The 20,626-nt window shown below is 68.1% G+C and carries 13 protein-coding genes and 1 rRNA gene; 11 read left to right on the plus strand and 3 right to left on the minus strand.

Going from position 1 to position 20,626, the window contains the following annotated elements; translation table 11 throughout:
* Positions 1-11 precede the first annotated feature (11 nt).
* The 4 genes from CXY82_RS09490 to CXY82_RS09505 all read left to right on the plus strand — a co-directional run bounded on the left by CXY82_RS09490 (position 12) and on the right by CXY82_RS09505 (position 5,225).
* Positions 12-1,100, plus strand: a complete 1,089-nt coding sequence (locus tag CXY82_RS09490; protein WP_104170714.1) for a low specificity L-threonine aldolase — start codon at positions 12-14, stop codon at positions 1,098-1,100.
* The gene (locus CXY82_RS09495) at positions 1,097-2,788 is read left to right on the plus strand and encodes a long-chain-fatty-acid--CoA ligase (protein ID WP_104170715.1); all 1,692 of its coding nucleotides are present in this window, start codon (positions 1,097-1,099) and stop codon (positions 2,786-2,788) included. The genes CXY82_RS09490 and CXY82_RS09495 overlap by 4 nt, the downstream gene beginning before the upstream one ends.
* A 186-nt stretch (positions 2,789-2,974) precedes the next feature.
* Positions 2,975-3,730, plus strand: coding sequence for a nitroreductase family protein (locus CXY82_RS09500; RefSeq protein WP_104170716.1), 756 nt, complete (start codon positions 2,975-2,977; stop codon positions 3,728-3,730).
* The gene (locus CXY82_RS09505; RefSeq protein WP_104170717.1) at positions 3,711-5,225 is read left to right on the plus strand and encodes an NAD(P)/FAD-dependent oxidoreductase; all 1,515 of its coding nucleotides are present in this window, start codon (positions 3,711-3,713) and stop codon (positions 5,223-5,225) included. The genes CXY82_RS09500 and CXY82_RS09505 overlap by 20 nt, the downstream gene beginning before the upstream one ends.
* Here the strand turns inward: CXY82_RS09505 and CXY82_RS09510 are convergent.
* Positions 5,203-6,249 carry a zinc-dependent alcohol dehydrogenase family protein gene (locus CXY82_RS09510; RefSeq protein ID WP_104170718.1) on the minus strand — a complete coding sequence of 349 codons (1,047 nt, stop codon included), beginning with the start codon at positions 6,247-6,249 and terminating at the stop codon, positions 5,203-5,205. The genes CXY82_RS09505 and CXY82_RS09510 overlap by 23 nt on opposite strands.
* Before the next feature lie 103 nt (positions 6,250-6,352).
* Positions 6,353-8,542 (minus strand): ATP-dependent Clp protease ATP-binding subunit, encoded by a 2,190-nt coding sequence (locus CXY82_RS09515; RefSeq protein ID WP_104170719.1) that lies wholly within the window; start codon positions 8,540-8,542, stop codon positions 6,353-6,355.
* A gap of 240 nt (positions 8,543-8,782) precedes the next feature.
* Between CXY82_RS09515 and CXY82_RS09520 the strand changes: the two genes are divergently transcribed.
* The 7 genes from CXY82_RS09520 (at position 8,783) to CXY82_RS09550 (ending at position 19,836) form a co-directional block, all read left to right on the plus strand.
* On the plus strand, positions 8,783-10,213 hold the full coding sequence (locus tag CXY82_RS09520) for an aminobutyraldehyde dehydrogenase (RefSeq protein WP_104170720.1): 1,431 nt from the start codon (positions 8,783-8,785) through the stop codon (positions 10,211-10,213).
* Positions 10,214-10,264: 51 nt separating this feature from the next.
* Positions 10,265-12,202: a primary-amine oxidase gene (locus CXY82_RS09525; protein ID WP_104170721.1), complete on the plus strand. Its 1,938-nt coding sequence runs from the start codon at positions 10,265-10,267 to the stop codon at positions 12,200-12,202.
* A gap of 79 nt (positions 12,203-12,281) precedes the next feature.
* Positions 12,282-13,169 (plus strand): universal stress protein, encoded by an 888-nt coding sequence (locus CXY82_RS09530; RefSeq protein ID WP_233194018.1) that lies wholly within the window; start codon positions 12,282-12,284, stop codon positions 13,167-13,169.
* Between the two features lie 15 nt (positions 13,170-13,184).
* Positions 13,185-14,738 carry an APC family permease gene (locus tag CXY82_RS09535; RefSeq protein WP_104170722.1) on the plus strand — a complete coding sequence of 518 codons (1,554 nt, stop codon included), beginning with the start codon at positions 13,185-13,187 and terminating at the stop codon, positions 14,736-14,738.
* A 63-nt stretch (positions 14,739-14,801) separates the two neighbouring features.
* Positions 14,802-18,107 carry a DEAD/DEAH box helicase gene (locus tag CXY82_RS09540; RefSeq protein ID WP_158252166.1) on the plus strand — a complete coding sequence of 1,102 codons (3,306 nt, stop codon included), beginning with the start codon at positions 14,802-14,804 and terminating at the stop codon, positions 18,105-18,107.
* A 136-nt stretch (positions 18,108-18,243) separates the two neighbouring features.
* On the plus strand, positions 18,244-19,128 hold the full coding sequence (locus CXY82_RS09545; protein WP_104170724.1) for a fructose-bisphosphatase class II family protein: 885 nt from the start codon (positions 18,244-18,246) through the stop codon (positions 19,126-19,128).
* A 96-nt stretch (positions 19,129-19,224) separates the two neighbouring features.
* The gene (locus tag CXY82_RS09550; RefSeq protein WP_104170725.1) at positions 19,225-19,836 is read left to right on the plus strand and encodes a histidine phosphatase family protein; all 612 of its coding nucleotides are present in this window, start codon (positions 19,225-19,227) and stop codon (positions 19,834-19,836) included.
* Positions 19,837-20,307: 471 nt separating this feature from the next.
* Here CXY82_RS09550 and rrf read toward each other — a convergent pair.
* Positions 20,308-20,424 (minus strand): 5S ribosomal RNA (rrf, locus tag CXY82_RS09555).
* Positions 20,425-20,626 lie beyond the last annotated feature (202 nt).

The following is a 20,626-nucleotide window of genomic DNA, read 5'->3' on the forward strand; positions in this document are numbered from 1 at the left end:
GGAGCAGACGGATGCGCGAAGATGGAGGGGTGACTCAACTCCATGACCTTTCTTCGCGCGGGTTCGCCTCCGACAACTACTCGGGGGTGCACCCCGAGATTCTCGAGGCGATCGTCGCCGCCAACGGCGCGCACCAGATCGCCTACGGCGAAGACGTCTACACTGCCCGGCTGCAGCAGGTCTTCACCGAACACTTCGGCGCGGGCGTCGAAGCCTTCCCGGTCTTCAACGGCACCGGCGCCAATGTGATCGGCCTGCAGTCGATGCTGCCGCGCTGGGGCGCCGTGATCTGCGCATCCACCGCTCATATCAACACGGATGAGGCGGGCGCCCCCGAAAAGGTGGCCGGCATCAAGCTCCTCACCGTCGACACCCTCGACGGCAAACTCACCCCCGCACTGATCGATCAGCAGGCCTGGGGCTGGGGCGACGAACACCGCGCCCAACCGCTCGTGGTGTCGATCACCCAGACCACCGAGCTCGGCACCGCGTACACGGTCGACGAGGTGCGGGCCATCGCCGACCACGCACACGCCCACGGCATGAAGCTGCACATGGACGGCGCCCGCCTGTCCAACGCCGCCACCTCGCTGGGCCTGCCGTTCCGCACCTTCACCCGTGACGCCGGCGTCGACGTGCTCAGCTTCGGCGGCACCAAGAACGGCATGATGTACGGCGAGTGCGTCGTGGTCCTGAACCCTGAGGCATCCGCGGGCCTGCTCTACCTGCGCAAACTGAACATGCAGCTGGCCTCGAAGATGCGCTTCATCTCGGCCCAGCTGATCGCGCTGCTCGGCGGCGACCTCTGGCAGCGAAACGCCGGCCACGCCAACGCCATGGCCACACGGATGCGCCACGCCCTCGAGACCGGTATCGCCGCCGGCGAGATCGAGGGCTTGTCCTTCACCCAGAACACCCAGGCCAACGCGATCTTCGCGATCCTGCCCCCCGGCGTGGCCGATCGCCTGCGCGGGCACTTCCGGTTCTACGATTGGGACCCCGCGACCAACGAGGTGCGCTGGATGTGCGGCTTCGACACCGAGGAGGCCGACATCGACGCATTCGTCGCGGCCCTGATCAGAGAACTGGCCGCCCGATGAACGTCTTCGAGAATAAACCCTGGCTCGGCTCCTACGCCCCCGGCGTTCCGAGTACCATCCAGGAACCGACCGACACGCTCTCCGACATGATCGAGACCTCGGCGCGCCGGTTCGGCCCCAGCGTGGCCCTCGATTTCTTCGGCGCCACCACCACCTACGCCGAGCTCGGCGAGCAGATCTCTCGGGCCGCAAACGGCCTCCTGCGCCTCGGCGTCAAACCCGGCGACCGGGTGGCCCTTGTGCTGCCGAACTGCCCTCAGCACGTGGTGGCTTTCTACGCCGTGCTACGCCTGGGCGCGATCGTCGTCGAGCACAACCCGCTCTACACCGAACGCGAACTCCGACACCAGTTCGAAGACCACGGCGCCCGCGTCGCTATCGTCTGGGACAAGATCTACCAGACCGTCACCGATTTCCCCGCCGACCTGGGCCTGCGCACCGTGATCGCGGTGAACCTGACGGAAGCGATGCCGCTCGCCAAGCGGCTCCTGCTCAAGCTGCCGATCGCTAAAGCCCGCGAGTCGCGAGACGCCCTGACCTCGGGCCCGCTGGGCAAGGATGCCTTCACCTGGTCCGGCATCGTCGGCTCACGCAAGCTGCGCCCCGGCCACCCGCGCCCGAAGGTCACCGACACCGCCGCGCTCCAATACACCAGCGGCACCACCGGCACCCCGAAGGGTGCCATCCTCAGCCACTTCAACCTGCGCTCGAACGCCCTGCAGGGCGAGGCCTGGGTGCAGGGGCTGCGCCCTGGCGAGGAGGTCTTCTACGCGGTCCTGCCCATGTTCCACGCCTACGGCCTGACCCTCTGTCTGACGTTCGCGATGGCCACCGGCGCCCGGCTCGTGCTGTTCCCCAAGTTCGACGAGGGACTGCTGCTCGATGCGGCCCGGCGCACCCCACCCACATTCATGCCGGCCGTCCCGCCGATCTACGACCGGCTCGTTATGGCGGCGACGGCGAAGAATGTAAGCCTGCGCAGCATCCGTTACGCCATCTCGGGCGCGATGAGCCTGCCGGTGTCGATCGTGGAACGCTGGGAGGCCGCCACCGGCGGGCTGTTGGTCGAGGGCTACGGCATGACCGAGGCCTCGCCGATCGCCGTCGGCAACCCGATGGGCCCGAGCCGGCGCCCCGGCACGGTGGGCGTGCCGTTCCCGAGCACCGAGATCCGCGTGGTGGACCCGGACGACCCGACCGTGAACCGCGGGATCGAAGAGGAAGGTGAGCTACTCATCCGTGGCCCACAGGTCTCTTCCGGCTACTGGGACCAGCCGACCGAGACCGCCAAGACGCTTCTCGACGGAGGCTGGCTGCGCACCGGCGACATCGTCCGCGTCTCCTCCGACGGCTTCGTCACGGTCGTCGACCGTATCAAGGAACTCATCATCACCGGCGGCTTCAATGTGGCGCCCTCCGAGGTCGAGGCCGCTCTTTTGTCGCATCCGGATGTCGCCGATGCCGCCGTCGTCGGGCTGCCGAGCGCGAACGGCGGCGAAGACGTCGCCGCCGCCGTCGTGTTGGCGGCGGGGGCCACCCTCGACGTCGACGCCATCCGCACGTATTGCCGCACCCGGCTCTCCGCCTACAAGGTGCCCCGCACCGTCGTGGAGGTCGACGAGCTGCCCCGGTCGCTGATCGGCAAGGTGCTGCGCCGCGAGGTGCGAGCCGGCTTGATCAAGGAGTAGCCGCGAGAGCGGGTAGAGCGTCGGTTTCGACGCCGCATTCCGACGCTTACCCGCTCGTGAGATGCTTCGGCGATGCGTATACCGCAGCGGCTGGTCGTAGCGGAATAGTGTGCCGCCGCCCGCGTTGGAGTGGATGGGTCAGCGTTGCCCCGCCATCCCAGCCAGACTCCGGCGAAAGATGGGCCTATGAACTTCATCACCAACACCCTCAGCCGCGCCGCCCACACGGCGTCGCCCCTCCTCCCCGTGCTCGCCGGGCGCTGGAGCCCCCGCGGCTTCTACCCGACGGCCCTCGTCGACGAAGCCACTCTGACCACCGTGCTCGAGGCCGCCCGTTGGGCTCCCTCGGCCAGCAATATGCAGCCGGCCCGCTTCATCGTCGCCCGCCGAGGCTCGGACAGCTTCGCGAAGATCCATGAGACGCTGATGGGCTTCAACAAGGCGTGGGCGGATGCCGCCTCCGTGCTGATCGTCAACGTCGCCACCCTGCCGATCGACGTGACCCGCGAGAACCCGTGGGCCCGCTACGACCTGGGTCAGGCCGTCGCCCATCTGACGATCCAAGCTTGGCACGAGGGACTGCACACCCACCAGCTCGGCGGCTTCGACGGCACCGCCCTCGCCCTGGCCTTCGGGCTCGCCGAGGACCAGACCACCGTCTCCATCACCGCCCTCGGCGTGCTCGGCGACGTCTCCCTGCTCTCCCCCGAGCTGCTCGAACGCGAGTCCGCCCCGCGCACCCGCAAGCCTCTCATCGAGCTTCTCCTGGTCAACGACTGGTCAACGACTGGTCAACAACCAGCAGCAAGAGCCCGCCCCGACACAGTAACTCCACAGCCCCGTCAGGTAAAAACAGAACTCGACTATTTTTCCCGGCAACGCGCCCGGCTGCTCCCAGCAGTGAACACCGGTGGAGACCACGATGACCGAACACACCCCTAATCACTTTGATGTCGTCGTCATCGGCGCGGGGCCGGCGGGAACGGCCGCGGCGCTCCGTGCCGCCGAATTGGGAGCCCGGGTCGCCGTGGCGGAGGCCGACCAGCTCGGCGGGACCTGCGTGAACACGGGGTGCGTGCCGACGAGGGTGCTCGCCAAAGCGGCGCGCTTGATGCGCGAGGTGCGCGCGGCAGATACCTACGGAATCGTAGTCAACGACCCCGGCATCGACTGGGCCACCATGGGAGACCGGGTGCAGTCGCGAGTGAACAAGGTGCGCTCGATCAAGAGCGAGGCCGAGAGGTTCGCGGCCGCCGGAGTCGAACTGGTTCTGGAAGGTCGGGCGCGATTCATCGACCCGCATTCCGTGGTCCTGGACACCGGCCGCATCCTCACCGCCGCCACGTTCCTGGTCTGCGTCGGCGGGCATTCTCGGCGACTCGCCGTGCCGGGGGCGCACTTGGCGACGGTCCCGGAAGACATTCTGAAGCTGCCGTCGCTGCCCCGACGGGTGGCCGTGATCGGCGCCGGAAACACCGGCGCCCAATTGGTCACGGTGTTCAGCTCCTTCGGCTCCGACGTGACCGTGCTCGATGTGGCACCGCGCATCCTGATGGCGTCGGATTCCGACATCTCCGCCACGGTCTCGGCGGCGTTCCGCGAGCAGGGCGTGGCCGTGCACACGGGCATTGAAGCGGTGACGGCGATCGAGCAGGACGCCGACGGAACCCTCACCCTGTCCTGGCGCGAAAAAGGAACGGAACAGTCTTCCGCCTTCGACGCCGTCATTATGTCCACCGGTTGGCCGGCGGATGTCGACGACCTCGGGCTCGACCGGGCTGGCATCACTATCGAACGTTCCGCCATCCCGGTGGACCAGTACTTCCGCAGTGTCGTGCCCCATATTTTCGCGGTCGGCGACGCGAACGGCCGGGACATGCTCGTACAGGCGGCCCAATTCGAGGGCGAGGCCGCGGCCGAGAACGCGGTGCTGGGCGCCAATCGCAGAACGCCGCACCACCTGCTCCCGGCCGGCGGTTTCACCGACCCCGACTACGCGGGCGTGGGCTTCACCGAGGAGGAGGCCAGGGCTCGCGACCCGCACTGCGTCGTCGCGACAGTGCCCTACGCCGAACTCGACCGCGCTGTGATCGACGGCCGGGAACCCGGCTTCCTCAAGCTGATCGCCGACCGGCGGCGGGAGCTGATCCTCGGCGCCCATGCCACCGGGGAGAACGCGGTCGAAGTGATCCAATCCGTGACGACGGCGATGGCCGCCGGCGTCGACGTCGCCACTCTGGCCCGGGTGCGCTTTGCCTACCCCACCTACAGTGCCGTCATCGGCCTCACGGCCCGTCGACTACTGCTGGAAGCGCCGAAGCCGGCCGCGGTGATCCTGCCCGTCGCGGTGATCCTGCCAGTCGCGGTGATCGAGCCCGTCGAGATTCCCGTCCCGACACATGTGATCTCCGTGCCTACGGGAGCAGCATCACCTTGATGGCGCGGCGCTCGTCCATGGCGGCGTAGGCCTCGGCGACCTCGGCCAGCGGCAGCTGCAGGTCGAACACGCGGCCGGGGTTGATAGCACCCGAGAGCACTTCCGGCAGCAACTCTTCGACGTAGCCGCGCACGGATGCGACGCCGCCGTTCAGGCCCACGTTCCGCCCGAACAGCGGGCGAACCTCGATCGGTCCGCCGGTGGGCACGCCCACGTAGCCGACCATTCCGCCGGGACGGGCCGACGCGATGGCCTGCTCCATCGACTCCTTGGTGCCGACGCACTCGAGCACGCAGTCCGCGCCGATGCCGTCGAACAGCTCACGGATGCGGGCCACGCCGGCCTCGCCGCGCTCCTCGACGATCTCGGTCGCGCCGAACTCGCGGGCCACGAGCTGCCGTTCGGGGTGACGCGACATGGCCACGATCCGGGAGGCCCCGAGCCGCTTGGCCGCGATGATGGCGCAGAGGCCGACCGCGCCGTCGCCGACGACGACGACCGTGCTGCCCGCGGTCACACCGGCGGAGACCGCGGCGTGGTGGCCGGTGCCCATGACGTCGGCGAGGGTCAGGAGACCGGGAACCTGGGCGTCGGTGGGCAGGGTCGGCGTCGCAACGAGCGACCCGTCGGCGTGCGGCACGCGCACTTTCTCGCCCTGGGCGCCGTCGGCGAAGCCGCCGAGCTGGTCGTCCGAGCCCCACCAGCCGCCGTTCAGGCAGGAGGCGCTGGTGCCGTTCTGGCAGTTGATGCAGGTGTTATCGCAGTCGTAGAACGGCGCGATGACGAAGTCGCCGACCTTGACCCGGCTGACGTCGGCGCCGATTTCCTCGACGATACCGACGAACTCGTGGCCGATTCGTTTCGGCTCCTCGGTGGGCTGGATGCCGCGGTAGGGCCAGAGATCTGAGCCGCAGACGCAGGCTGCGACGACGCGCACGATGGCGTCACCGCCGGTGGAGAGAATCGGATCGGATACTTTTTCGAGGCGGATGTCCCGTTCCCCGTAAATCACTGTTGCACGCATGCTTCGACCCTATGCCAGCCCCCTGACCGTCACCGGGGCAGGGGCCCGTTCCGTCGTATTCCCGCCGAATTCCGCTGGACGCGAAATCCGGCGACGGACAGAGCTACAGCAGCGCGTCGTCGTCGAGGTCGGCCGGGTCCACGACCAGCACCGGGGCGGATGCGACGCTGAGCGATTCCCCGTCCGGCGCCAGATCCACCCGCACCGTCTCGCCGTCCCGCACGGCGCCCGACAGGATCGCGGTCGCCAACCTGTCGTCGATCTCGGTCTGCATCAGCCGCCTCAGCGGGCGCGCACCGTAGATCGGGTCGTAGCCGCGTTCCGCCAGCCACGTGCGGGCATCCGGGGTCACGCCCAGCTCGAGCCGCCGCTCGATCAGCCGCTTCTCCAGCCGGTCGACGAGCAGCCCGACGATCTGGCCGAGCTCCGCCATCGACAGCGATTCGAACACGACGATGTCGTCGAGACGGTTGACGAACTCGGGCTTGAACGTCTTGCGCACGAGTGCCTGCACGGCCGCCTCCTTCTCGTCCCGGCTGAGCACCGGGTCGATCAGGAACGCCGACCCGAGGTTCGAGGTCAGCACCAGGATCGTGTTGCGGAAGTCCACGGTGCGGCCCTGGCCATCCGTGAGCCGGCCGTCGTCGAGCACCTGCAGCAAGACATCGAAGACCTCCGGATGAGCCTTCTCAACCTCGTCGAACAAAATCACCGAATACGGGCGGCGGCGCACGGCCTCGGTCAGCTGCCCGCCCTGCTCGTAGCCGATATAGCCGGGAGGTGCCCCGACCAGACGGGACACGGAAAACTTTTCCCCGTACTCGCTCATGTCGATGCGCACCATCGCCTTTTCGTCGTCGAAGAGGAACTCGGCGAGCGCCTTCGCCAGCTCCGTCTTGCCCACGCCGGTCGGCCCGAGGAAGAGGAACGAACCGGTCGGCCGGTCCGGGTCGGAGATGCCGGCCCGGCTGCGGCGCACGGCGTCGGCGACCGCGCGCACGGCCTGCTTCTGCCCGACCAGGCGGTGCCCGAGCTCACCCTCGAGGTTCAGCAGCTTCTCCGTCTCGCCCTGCAGCAGCCGCCCTACCGGAATGCCGGTCCACATCGCGACCACGGCGGCGATGTCCTCCGCGGTGACCTGGTCACCGACCATCCGCGGCCCATCCTGCTCGGTCTGCTCCGCTTCGGCGAGTTCCCGTTCGATCACCGGGATGTCGCCGTACAGCAGCCTAGAAGCCTTCTCCAGGTTGCCCTCGCGCTCGGCCACCTCGGCCTGGCTGCGGGTGCTCACCAAGCGCTTCCTCAGATCGCCGATCCGGTTGAGCGAGGAACGCTCCTTGTCCCAGCGGTCCTGCAGTTCAGCAAGGGCCACCGTGTATTCGGCAAGGTCAGCACGCAACTTCCCCAGGCGAGCCTTAGAGGCGTCGTCCTTCTCTTTTTTCAGCGCGAGCTCTTCCAACTCCAGCCTCTGCACCCTGCGACGCAGTTCGTCGATTTCCACGGGAGCGGAGTCGATCTCCATCCGCAGCCGGCTGGCCGCCTCGTCGATCAGGTCGATGGCCTTGTCCGGCAGCTGGCGGGCGGTGATGTACCGGTTGGAGAGGGAGGCCGCGGCCACCAGCGCCGAGTCCGCGATCGACACCTTATGGTGGGCCTCGTAGCGCTCCTTGAGCCCGCGCAGGATGGCCACGGTGTCTTCCGCACTGGGCTCGTCGACCAGCACCGGTTGGAACCGGCGCTCGAGGGCGGCATCCTTCTCGATGAATTCGCGGTACTCGTTGAGAGTGGTCGCACCGATCAGGCGCAACTCGCCGCGGGCGAGCATGGGCTTGAGCATGTTGGAGGCCGCCACGGACCCTTCGCCGCCGCCGGCACCCATCAGGGTGTGCAGCTCGTCGACGAAGGTAATGATCTGCCCCTGCGCGTCGTTGATTTCCTTGAGCACGGCCTTGAGCCGCTCCTCGAACTCGCCGCGGTACTTGGCCCCCGCCACCAGGGCCGCCAGGTCGAGGGAGACCAGCTGCTTGCCCTTGAGGGAGTCGGCCACATCGCCGGCCACGATGCGCTGGGCCAGTCCCTCCACAACGGCGGTCTTGCCCACGCCGGGTTCACCGATCAGCACCGGGTTGTTCTTGGTGCGGCGGGTGAGCACCTGACTGACCCGCCGAATCTCCGCGTCCCGCCCGATCACCGGGTCAAGCTTGCCGGTCCGGGCGATCTCGGTGAGGTTGACGCCGTACTGCTCCAACGCCGTCTTCGCTTCTTCCTGGGGCGGTTGCTGACCTGCTTGCATCGGAAGATCCTCTCTCGGGCCGGCCGCTCGCGCCGCAGGTCGGCAAAAAGCTGAGCCTGTTGGACTCAAGTTTAGGGGACATCGAGAAAACGCGCCAGCGGTCCGGAGACAACTCGGCGGTGCTACGGCGGCGGCCCCATCACGACCCAGTTTTCGTCCGGGTATCCGAATTCCTCCGTCGGATGCCATACTTACCGAACAAAAGACCCGTTTCTACACTCAGCGCAGAGGATCAGACCCGTGGCCACCCCCACCCTTAAAAACTTCATCAACGGCCACTTTGTCACTCCCTCCGGCACCGAGCTGCTCGACATCGTCGATCCCACAACGGGACGCCGGGTTGCCCGGGCCCCGATCTCCACCGCGGCCGACGTCGACGACGCGATGACCGCCGCGAAGACCGCCTTCGGCACCTGGGGCCGCACCACTCCCGCCGAGCGGCAGCGCGCGCTGCTTCGCCTCGCCGACGCGATCGACGCCGAGAGCGACGCCATCGTGGAGGCCCAGCACCGCAACACGGGCCAGCCTCGCGCCACGATCGCCGTTGACGAGGTCGCGGCCGGCGCCGATCAGCTCCGCTTCTTCGCCGGTGCCGCCCGACTGCTCGAGGGCAAGTCCGCCGGTGAATATCTGCCCGGCATGACTTCCTGGGTACGCCGCGAACCGATCGGCGTGGTCGGGCAGGTCACCCCGTGGAACTTCCCCTTCCTGATGGCCATCTGGAAGATCGGCCCCGCGCTGGCGGCCGGCAACACCCTCGTGCTCAAGCCCAGCGACACCACCCCGGAGTCGACCCTCGAACTCGCCCGGATCAGCCAGGGCATCCTCCCCGACGGCGTGATGAACATCGTGCTCGGCAACGGCGGCACCGGGGCCGCGATCGTCGAGCATCCGGTACCCGGCCTGGTCTCGATCACTGGCAGCGTGCGGGCCGGTATGGCCGTCGCCGCCGGCGCCGCGAAGACGCTCAAGCGGGCACATCTCGAGCTCGGCGGCAAGGCGCCGGCCCTGGTCTTCGCCGGCGTCGACGTCAGCGTGACCGCCGCCGCCATCGCCGACTTCTCCTTCTATAACGCCGGGCAGGACTGCACGGCCATCACGCGAGTGCTCGTGCACGAGTCCATCCATGACGAGTTCGTCGACGCACTCGTCGCCGAGGCCCGCAGCCGCACTACCGGGTCGGCCGACGACGCCGACAACTACTTCGGGCCGCTCAACAACGTCAACCATTTCGGCGACGTCTTGCGCAAGGTCGCGGCCCTGCCCGACCACGCTGTCATTGCCACCGGCGGACACCAGGTCGGCACCGAGGGCTTCTTTTTCGAGCCCACAGTCGTCACGCAGGTGCGCCAAACGGATGCGATCGTGCAGGAGGAAACGTTCGGCCCGGTGATCACGGTGCAGCCCTTCAAGTCGGAGGAGCACGCGGTCACGCTCGCGAACGATGTCAACTACGCGCTCGCCTCCAGCGTGTGGACCCTCGACCACGCCACGGCCATGCGGGTCTCCCGCGACCTCGACTTCGGCGCGGTGTGGATCAACACCCACCTCCTGCTGACCGCCGAGATGCCACACGGCGGTTTCAAGCAGTCCGGATACGGCAAAGACCTGTCGATGTACGGCGTCGAGGACTACACCCGGATCAAGCACGTGATGAGCGCGCTGGAATAAACACGGGTCTCGACAGGCTCGACCACCGCCAACGAGAACAGAGGCCCCTCGATGACTTTCCATCCGCTCGACCCGCTCTCCGCCGCTGAGTTCACCTCCGCCGTCGCCATCCTCGCCCGCGAGCGCGGCGTCGCCGACGGGTGGCGGTTCACTTCGATCGAGCTGGTCGAGCCGCCCCGGAGCGCCGTCGCCGAGTTCACAGCCACCAGCGCGGTTCCCGACCGACGCGCACGGCTGGTCGTGCTCCACCGCGCCGAGAACACCACCTGGGTGAGCGTCGTCTCACTCACGACCGACGCCCTGCTCGAGTGGGAAACGGTGCCGGGGATGCAGGCGAACTTCACCGTCGACGAGTGGGAGGAAGCCGACGCCGCCCTTCGCGCCCACCCCGACGTGATCGCCGCTCTCGCCCGCCGGGGCATCACCGACCTCGACCTGGTCTTCATCGACACCTGGACCTACGGCGACGCGGTAATCCCCGACCGGTATCGCGGCCGCCGCCTGGGCTGGTCAGACGTCTGGGTCCGGGCGTCCACCGACGCCAACCCCTATGCGGGACCGGTCAGCGGCCTGCACTTCGTGCTCGACGTCAACACCATGGAACTGCTCGAGGTGGAGGACTCGTTCACGGTCGAACCGCCGGCGGGAATGGGCGAATACGTGCCGCACCTGGTGCCCCGGCGCATCCGGGATCGAAGCCCGCGCCCGCCGCTCACCCCGCTCGACATCGGGCAGCCCGACGGCCCGAGCTTCACGCTCGACGGCAACCTGGTCGAGTGGCAGAACTGGTCGCTCCGGGTGGGCTTCAACTACCGCGAGGGCATGACCCTGCACACCGTGGGCTACCGGGACGGCGGCCGGGTGCGGCCCATCGCCAACCGGTTGTCGTTCGCGGAGATGGTCGTGCCCTACCGCGACCCCAGCGTCGACCATTTCCGTCGCACCGCCTTCGACATCGGCGAGTGGGGCCTCGGCTTCATGACCACCTCGCTCGAGCTCGGCTGCGACTGCCTCGGCGAAATCCGCTACCTCGATGCCGTGCTGCACAACAGCAAGGGCGAGCCGTACAGCATCCCGAACGCGTTCTGCATCCACGAGGAAGACAACGCGGTGCTCTGGAAGCACGTCGACCACAACGGCAGTGCCGAGGTGCGACGGATGCGCCGGCTCGTCGTGTCCTTCCACGTCACGGTCGCGAACTACGAGTACCTCGTCTGTTGGCGCTTCTACCAGGACGGCAACATGGAATGCGAGGTGCGCGCCACCGGGATCATGGTGGTGACGCACCTCGACGAGGGCCAGCCGCACCCCAACGGAACCCTGGTCGACACGCGCACCTACGCGCCGTTCCACCAGCACTTCATCGTGGCCCGGATGGACCTCGACGTCGACGGCCGCGAGAACACGGTGTTCCGCACCGAGACGCAGGCCGAGCCGATCAGCGCCGCAAACCCGCTTGGCCTCGCGATCACCCAGCTGAACACCCCGATCGAGACCGAGGGGTTCGACGACTACAACTGGGACACCCAACGGGCCTGGAAGGTCGTGAACGAGAACTCGCTCAACGGCCTCGGCACCCCTGTGTCCTACAAGCTGGTGCCCGGCGGAGCCATCCCGTCCTTCTTCGACCAGGCGGCGCCTGCCCTCCAACGCGCCCAGGTGATCGGGCACACGGTCTGGCTCACCCCGAACGACGAGTCCGAACGCTGGCCCTGCGGCGAGTTCGTCAATCAGAGCGCGGTCGACCACGGCCTGCCCGAGTGGATCCAGGCTCGCCGGCCGGTGCGGAACGCCGATATCGTGCTCTGGTACGTCTTCGGTATCCACCACATCACCCGACCGGAAGAGTGGCCGATCATGCCGGTCGACACCGTGTCGTTCTGGCTCAAGCCGGTCGGCTTCTTCGACCGCAATCCGTCGCTCGACGTGGAACGCAGCCCGGCGCACTGTGCGCCGGGCGAGCACGCCGGGCATGACCATGAACCATGAACATGACCAGCCCGCCCATAGTCCACACCACTATGACCACTGAGTGCGACACCCGTCGCGAACCGAGGGAGAAACCAGCGTGACCCGAGTAGCCAACTACGTCATCGCATACGAAGCGACCGAACGGGGCAATGACACCGTCGAGCTGGGTGTCGCGCTGGCGCGCCTGACCCGCTCCGAGCTGCGTCTGTGCCTCGTGCTTCCGCATCATTCATCCACCGTCCCGGCCCGGGTCGGTGCTTCCACCTCCCCCGACTACCAGGCTCTGCTCGAGGAGCAGGCCCTCGAATGGCTGGAACAGGGCAAGGCCCTGGTTCCCGATGACGTGGTCGCCACCACGCATCTCCTCTACGCCGACTCCACCACGGAAGGGCTGCTCCAGGCCGCTCGCGCGTTCGACTCGGACCGCATCGTCGTCGGGGCCTCACGCCGCGGCCTGATGAACCGATTCACGATCGGCAGCGTGGCCAACGCGCTCCTGCACGCCTCGCCGGCGCCCGTCGCCCTCGCGCCCCGCGGCTACAAGGCTCCCGCACAGCTGACCCGGATCACCTGCGCCATCGGCACCCGGCCGGGCTGGAAGACGCTGCTCGACTCACTGGTGGCCTTCTCGGCGGACCTCACCGTCGACCTGCGTTTCGTCACGCTCGTGGAGGTCGACGCCGGTCGTCGGCACCCGGTCGACGAGAGCGAGAGCCAGGCCCACCTCGACGGCGTCCTGGAGTACTTCCAGAGTCGGTCGAAGGCGCGCGGCACCATCACCACCGAGGTCGCGTCCGGGCACACCGTCGAGGCCGCCGTCGAGGCCCTCGACTGGCAGCCGTCCGAAATCGCCTTCGTCGGCTCCAGCCGGCTGGCTCAGCCCACCACGATTTTCCTCGGCATCACCGCGCACCGCATGCTGCACGCGCTCCCCGTTCCCCTCATCGTGGTTCCCACCGGCACTGACGCCCGTAAGCCGCACTGACCCTAAGGACAGTCCATGACTAGCCAATCTCCCTCCTCGGGCTCCACGCCCGGCACCTCCACCCTCACCGGCGGCCTTTCCGAGAAGGGCCTCAGCGCTGGCTCCATCGGGCTTCTCGGCGCCACGGTCATCGGCATCTCGTGCATCGCGCCGGCGTACACCCTGACGGCCTCCCTCGGCCCGACGGTCGCGGCCGTCGGCACCCAGATGCCGGGCATCTTCCTGGTCGGGTTCATCCCCATGCTGCTGGTGGCGCTCGGCTACCGCGAGCTCAACAACGCCATGCCGGATGCCGGCACCTCCTTCACGTGGGCCACCCGCGCCTTCGGGCCGTGGCTCGGCTGGATGGGCGGCTGGGGTCTGATCGTCGCGACGGTGGTCGTGCTCTCCAACCTCGCCGGAGTCGCCGTCGACTTCTTCTATCTGATGCTCGCCCAGCTTCTCGGCAACCCGAGCCTCGCCGACCTGACGAACAATGTTGTGATCAACGTGCTCACCTGTCTGGTGTTCATGGTGGCGGCCTGTTATGTCTCGTACCGCGGCATGGAGACCACGAAGGCCGTGCAGTACGTGCTCGTGGCCTTCCAGCTGATCGTGCTGGTCTGGTTCAGCGTCGCCGCCCTGCTGCAGGTCGTAGAAGGCACCGCCTTCGATGCCCTTGCGTTCAGCGCCGACTGGTTCAACCCGTTCCTCGCCCCTTCGTTCTCGGCCTTCGCGGCCGGGGTCTCGCTCTCGATCTTCATCTTCTGGGGCTGGGACGTCACCCTGACCATGAACGAGGAGACCAAGAACCCGAAGACAACCCCCGGGCGTGCGGCGACGTTGACCGTGGGCATCATCTTCGCGCTCTACATCCTCGTGGCGGTCGCCGCCCTGATGTTCTCCGGCATCGGCGCCGGCGAATTCGGACTCGGCAATGAGGAGATCCAGGGCAACGTGTTCGCCGCCCTCGCCGGACCGGTGATGGGTCCCTTCGCCATTCTGATGTCGCTGGCCGTGTTGTCCAGCTCGGCCGCGTCGCTGCAGTCGACCTTCGTCGGGCCGGCACGCACCATGCTCTCGATGGGCCACTACAAAGCGTTCCCGAAGCGGTTCGCCTCAATCAGCCCGCGCTACAAGTCCCCGGCCTTCGCCACCGTAATGGCAGGAATCGTGGCCTGGGGCTTCTACGCGATCATGCGCGTGCTCAGCACCGATGTGCTCACCGACACGATCCTGACCCTGGGCATGATGATCTGCTTCTACTACGGGGTCACCGCGTTTGCCTGCGTCTGGTACTTCCGCGACTCGCTGAACGGGCCCCGGGCCATCCTGCTCAAACTCCTGGCGCCGCTGATCGGCGGGGTCATCCTGCTGGTCATCTTCGCAACCACTCTCTACGACAGCATGAACCCCGACTACGGCAGCGGATCGAACATCGGCGGGGTCGGGCTCGTGTTCATCCTCGCGATGGTGCTGTTCATCGGCGGCCTCGTGCTGATGCTGATCCAGCGCAGCGTCAACCCGGCCTTCTTCCAGGGAAAGACGTTGACGAAGGGGTCCTCGAAGGAACACGGGCACGTCGAGTAGCTCCCTGATGCGCCCGGCCGGGCCTGCACGGCCGGGCCGGGGCATGGAAGAATGGTTCCCGCCATGGCCCACACGTTCAGCTCCCACGACATCGCGCTCCTTGTGGGCAGCCAGGCGTTCTCACGCGGCGAACGCTACGCCCGCAACGGCCACGTTGATGCCGAGACCTGGTTCGGCTCGAACACCCAGCTCTTCGGCATGGTGCGCGGTTCTCACCCGACGCCCTATTCGGTGACCGTCTCGTTCACCCTTGATTCCGCCGGCGCCGCGGTGCGGGCATCCGGCGTCTGCACCTGCCCGATGAAGCGCAACTGCAAGCATGTCGCCGCGCTGCTGATCGCGAGCCAGGGCGGCGCCGTGGGCCGCAGCCTCGGCGGAGTGCCGGGTGCCCCCGCCACCGCCCTGGGCCGCGAGCCCGGGTCGGCCGTCGGCACCGCCGGGTTCTCCGCAAGGGCAGCGTGGCGAAGTACGCTGGCTCCTCTGGCGCGACCGGATTCCGCGCCGTCCGCAGACACCCGCCTCGCCCTCCAGTTCCAACTTCTCGCTCCCGAGCACGGGCGTTTCGCCAGTCAGCCGGGGCTGCGCCGGCTGGCGGCGCGGCCCGTGATGATGGGCAAGCAGGGCAAGTGGATCCGGGGCAGCGTCACCTGGGAGAACCTGACCACCGACGGGGCGCTCGACCGCGGCCAGCTGCGGGTGCTCTCGGTGCTCTACGCGCTGCAGTTCGCGGCCCGCCCGTACTACGCCACCTCCACCCAGTGGATTCCGGTCGACGCTTTCCCCGACCGAGCGCTCTGGGACCTGCTCGACGACGCGGCGAACGCCGGGCTCCCCCTGGTCTCTGCCACGGCGCAGCAGGATCCCGTGCTCGTCTCGCCCGTTCCTGCGTGCCTCGAGCTGGACATCCGTCGTGTGTCCGAAGGCCTCACGCTACGCCCCGTCCTGCTGCTGGGCGACGAGCCGCAGGCGCGCGGCACGTTCGGGTTCATCGGCAACCCCGCCCACGGCGTCTACACCTGGGCGGGCCAGTCCGGCAGCGATTCCCCGCAGATCACCCTCGCCCCGCTGTCGGGCGAGATCAGCCGGGAGCTGCGGGCCATGGCGGCCTCCGACACCATCGCGGTGCCCGGCGCGGACGAGGCCGACTTCCTGGCCGAGTTCTACCCGTTCCTTCGACACCGGGTCACCGTGACCAGCCGGGACGAGTCGTTCGCCCTGCCCGAGACCCCGCAGCCCGTGCTGGCCCTGACCGTCACGCACCAGATGGATGCCCGCATCACCCTGCACTGGGTGTGGCTCTACCCGGAATACCACCAGCCACTCCGCCCGGTGCCGGACGATGACAGGTTTCGCGACGGCACCCGGGAGGGACAGATCCTGCACGACGTGCAGGCGCTCCTCACCTCCGTGCCGGCCCTGGTAGGGCAGCAGAGCGGCCTGCCGGTACTGATCGAGCGCGCCACCCTCGCCGGCACCGCCATGCTCGGCTTCCTCGACTCCGTGGTGCCGACCCTGGCGGCCGCAGACCATGTCACCGTGCTGGTCGCCGGCGATGTCCCCGACTACCGCCAGGCCGACGAGGCGCCGGTGATCACCGTGGGCACCACCGAACGCCCGGATGACCGGGACTGGTTCGACCTGCAGGTGGCCGTCAGCATCGACGGCGAGGAGATCCCGTTCGACAGCCTGTTCCGGGCCCTGGCGGTCGGTCAGCAGCTGATGATCCTGCCCAGCGGCACCTGGTTCAGCCTCGACCGCCCCGAACTGCACACGCTCCGCCGGCTGATCGAGGAGGCCCGAGGGCTGCAGGACGCCGGCGCCGAGTCCCTGGGGATCAGCCCGTTCCAGGCCGACCTCTGGGAGGAGCTGCAGTCCCTCGGGGTCGTCGCCGGCCAGGCGGCCGCGTGGCGCGACACCGTGTCCGGGCTCACCGACGTCGCCCAGATTCCGGAACAGCCGCTGCCGGCCGGGGTCGACGCCACCCTGCGCGGCTATCAGCAGGCCGGTTTCGAGTGGGTGAGCTTTCTCTACGACCATCAACTGGGCGGCATCCTCGCCGACGACATGGGCCTCGGCAAGACCCTGCAGGCCATCGCCCTGATGGAACGCGTGCGGGAGCAGCCGGGGCAGAGCGCGCCGTTCCTGGTCGTGGCACCCACCAGCGTGGTCTCCAACTGGGCGGCCGAGTGCGCCCGATTCGCGCCCGGCCTGCGAGTGGCCGCGATCACCGAGACCGCCGGCAAGCGCAGCAGCACCCTGGCCTCGCTGCACGCCGGCGCGGACGTCGTCGTCACCTCGTACACGCTATTCCGGCTGGGCTTCGGCGACTACGAGGCCCTGGCCTGGTCCGGGCTACTGCTCGACGAAGCCCAGTTCGTCAAGAACCGCAAGTCCCGCGCCCACCAGTGCGCCCGCCGCCTGGCCACCCCGTTCAAGCTCGCGATCACGGGCACGCCGCTGGAGAACAACCTGATGGAGTTCTGGTCGCTGCTCTCAATCACGGCACCGGGACTGTTCCCCAGCCCCGGCCGCTTCGGCGACTACTACCAGAAACCGATCGAGAAGGATGCCGACGGCGACCGGCTCGACCAGCTGCGCCGCCGCATCCGCCCGTTCATGCTGCGCCGCACGAAGGAGCAGGTGGCCGGCGACCTGCCCACCAAGCAGGAGCAGGTGCTTGAGCTCACGCTGCACCCGAAGCACCGCGCGGTCTACGACACCCACCTGCAGCGGGAACGGCAGAAGGTGCTCGGCCTGATCGACGACATGAACTCCAACCGTTTCGAGATCTTCCGCTCGCTCACCATGCTGCGCCAACTCAGCCTCGATGCCAGCCTCTACGACACGAAGTACGACGACATCCCGTCGACCAAGCTCGACGTGCTCCTCGAACTGCTGGAGGACGTCGCCGCCGGCGGGCATCGCACCCTCATTTTCAGCCAGTTCACAAAGTACCTGGGCAAGGCCCGCGCACGCCTCGACGCCGCGGGCATCAGCTATTCCTATCTCGACGGCAAGACCCGCAACCGGGCGCAGGTGATCGAGAGCTTCAAGACCGGCGACAATTCGGTCTTCCTGATCAGCCTCAAGGCCGGCGGGTTCGGCCTGAACCTGACCGAGGCCGACTACGCCATCCTGCTCGACCCGTGGTGGAACCCGGCCACCGAGGCGCAGGCCGTGGACCGCATGCACCGGATCGGCCAGACGAAGAACGTCTTCGTCTACCGCCTGGTCTCCCGGGACACGATCGAGGAAAAGGTGATGGCCCTCAAGGCCACGAAGGCCCGTCTCTTCGAGAGCGTGATGACGGATGGCGCCGCGCGCGGGACCGCCCTGACGGCCGCCGACATCCGTGAGCTGCTCGCTTAGCCCACGCACCGGTGCCCGCCCGCTGGGTCGCCCGCGCTGTCGCCAGCGCTGTCGCCCGCACGAGTGCCCGCCCCGGGCACGCGAGTAGGCTTTCAGCTGCCGGTCACGAGACCGCCGTCCCAGCAAGAGGTAGCCCATGCCGCAGCACCGCCCGTTCGCTCCCCTGGCCGAATCCACCGTGATCGGAGCCGAGGGCTGGCCGGCCGGGCTGGTCGCCGCCGTGCGCGCGTCGACCGAGGCGGCGGCACGCGCCACACTGCCCTGGGTGGGTCGCGGCGACAAGATCGCCGCCGACCAGGCGGCCGTCACCGCCATGCGTGCCGTTCTCCTGGCCGCGCCTTTTCGCGGAACCGTCGTGATCGGCGAGGGCGAGAAGGACCAGGCCCCCATGCTTGCCAACGGGGAGCAGCTCGGCACGGGGAACGGACCGGACTGCGACATCGCAGTCGACCCGCTCGACGGCACGACCCTCGTCGCCCGGAACCTGCCCGGGGCGGTGTGCGTGATCGCCATCTCCCCCCGAGACACGATGTTCGATCCCGCCGGTGTCTTCTACATGGAGAAGCTCATCTCAGGCCCAGCCGGTCACGGCGTGCTCGACCTGCACGCCTCCGCCACCCGCAACCTCCGTGCGTTCTCGCTCGCCAGCGGCATCCCCGAGACCGCGCTCACCGTCGCTGTGCTCGACAAACCGCGCCACGTCGAGCTCATCCGCGAACTCGAGTGCGCCGGAGCACGCGTGCTCCGCACGGCCGAAGGTGACGTCTCCACGGCCATCTCCGCCGCATCGACGGATGCCGCGGTCGACCTCTCGATGGGAATCGGCGGTACCCCGGAAGGCGTCATCGCGGCCTGCGCCGTGCGCGCCCTCGGCGGCGTGATGCTCGGGCGGATGGCCCCGCAGAGTGAGCCCGAAGAGCGCGGCGCCCGGGCCGCGGGCCTCGACCTCGCCCGCATCTACGACGCAGCAGACCTGGTGGCGAGCAAGCACGTGCTTTTCGCGTCGTCCCCGGTCACCTGAGCCACCGCACTCTGTTCCAAAAGTCGATCCGCCCGATGTTCGACCCGGTCGAGACCCGATTTATCTCCCGACCTCAGCCCGAGGCAGAATAGAACGGTGAGTTCCACAACTACCTTCGCCCTGATCCGCCACGGCCAGACCGACTGGAATGCCGCTCTGCGTATCCAGGGCCACTCCGACATCCCGCTCAATGACACCGGGCGTGGCCAGGCAGCGGATGCCGTCGGCCACCTGGCCGCACAGGAGTGGGACTTCATCGTCTCCTCACCGCTCAGCCGCGCAGCCGAGACGGCCGATCTCATCGCCCGGGGCCTCGGCCTGACCGTCACCGGTCGCATCCCTGGGATCGTCGAGCGCAACTACGGTTCCGCCGAGGGGCTGAGCGCAGGCCCCGAGCTGGACGCGCTCCGCGTCCCCGGCGGCCCCACCGGAATCGGCGGCTTCCACGGCGCCGAAACCGAGGCCAGTGTCGCCGACCGCGGAGTCGAGGCCCTGCAGCTGCTCGCCCGCAACCACCCGGGTGCCCGCATCATCGTCGTCACCCACGGAACGCTGATCCGACTGACGCTGATGCAGGCGCTCGAGAAGCCCGTCGACACGATCAGGAACGCCTCCCTCAACGTGGTCGTCCATGACCAGGCCGGCTGGACCCTCGACATCCTCAACGGCGAGCCCGTCCCCGCCGGCAACCTCCTCCCCATCAACTAGCAGCCGCCGGTCCCGCACCCTGCATGACTGCTCCCGGAACGGGCCTACTCACCCTCGCTTAACGACGGCAGGCCCCCTCGCGGGGTGGCCCTCTGTCGTTGGTGCAGGTGTGCGCCCTCGCACCAGGGCCCGCGTGTGTGTGGCTAACTCAGGACATTCGTCGCCCGCAGTAGACGGCCGCCGCGGATCAGTGCGGCATAGGTGCGGATGCCCGGCACGGCCCGGCTGGATCTCCTGAGTTGGCCACGACCGCTCCCAGATGTGCGCCGGGGGGGGGTGGTGCGCGCTTGGTTTGTGTGGGTTCGGCTGGTGTACCGCGGGGTCGTGTGCGGCGGTGAACGGTTGGGGCGGGGCTGTTGCTGTCGGAGGGCCACCGGGGCGGGGTGGTGGTGGTGCCGGTGGTGCCGGGGGTGGTGGTTAACGCACAATGGCCACCCGTGAGGGTGGCCATTGTGTGTGTTGCTACGTTGAGTCCGGCGGTGTCCTACTCTCCCACAGGGTCCCCCCTGCAGTACCATCGGCGCTGAGAGCCTTAGCTTCCGGGTTCGGAATGTGACCGGGCGTTTCCCTCTCGCTATAGCCGCCGAAANCCTTAGCTTCCGGGTTCGGAATGTGACCGGGCGTTTCCCTCTCGCTATAGCCGCCGAAACATCTTTCGATGAATCGAACCTATATTTTTTAGTTATAGAGCCCGTCGGTGTTTATGAGGCACCGTGGGGCGTTGTTCTCGACCGTACATCGAGAACCACATAGTGGACGCTTGCAGCTTATTCAAACTGGTGTGTTATCA

The organism is Cryobacterium sp. M23 (assembly GCF_002929655.1).
In the GTDB taxonomy this organism is placed as follows: Bacteria; Actinomycetota; Actinomycetes; order Actinomycetales; family Microbacteriaceae; genus Cryobacterium; species Cryobacterium sandaracinum.

Coding starts and splice junctions, on each gene's coding strand:
- CXY82_RS09510 (WP_104170718.1), bottom strand. CDS start 6,249: ATGCGTGCAACAGTGATTTACGGGGAACGGGACATCCGCCTCGAAAAA.
- CXY82_RS09540 (WP_158252166.1), top strand. CDS start 14,802: ATGGCCCACACGTTCAGCTCCCACGACATCGCGCTCCTTGTGGGCAGC.
- CXY82_RS09545 (WP_104170724.1), top strand. CDS start 18,244: ATGCCGCAGCACCGCCCGTTCGCTCCCCTGGCCGAATCCACCGTGATC.
- CXY82_RS09495 (WP_104170715.1), top strand. CDS start 1,097: ATGAACGTCTTCGAGAATAAACCCTGGCTCGGCTCCTACGCCCCCGGC.
- CXY82_RS09525 (WP_104170721.1), top strand. CDS start 10,265: ATGACTTTCCATCCGCTCGACCCGCTCTCCGCCGCTGAGTTCACCTCC.
- CXY82_RS09500 (WP_104170716.1), top strand. CDS start 2,975: ATGAACTTCATCACCAACACCCTCAGCCGCGCCGCCCACACGGCGTCG.
- CXY82_RS09505 (WP_104170717.1), top strand. CDS start 3,711: ATGACCGAACACACCCCTAATCACTTTGATGTCGTCGTCATCGGCGCG.
- CXY82_RS09515 (WP_104170719.1), bottom strand. CDS start 8,542: ATGCAAGCAGGTCAGCAACCGCCCCAGGAAGAAGCGAAGACGGCGTTG.
- CXY82_RS09535 (WP_104170722.1), top strand. CDS start 13,185: ATGACTAGCCAATCTCCCTCCTCGGGCTCCACGCCCGGCACCTCCACC.
- CXY82_RS09490 (WP_104170714.1), top strand. CDS start 12: ATGCGCGAAGATGGAGGGGTGACTCAACTCCATGACCTTTCTTCGCGC.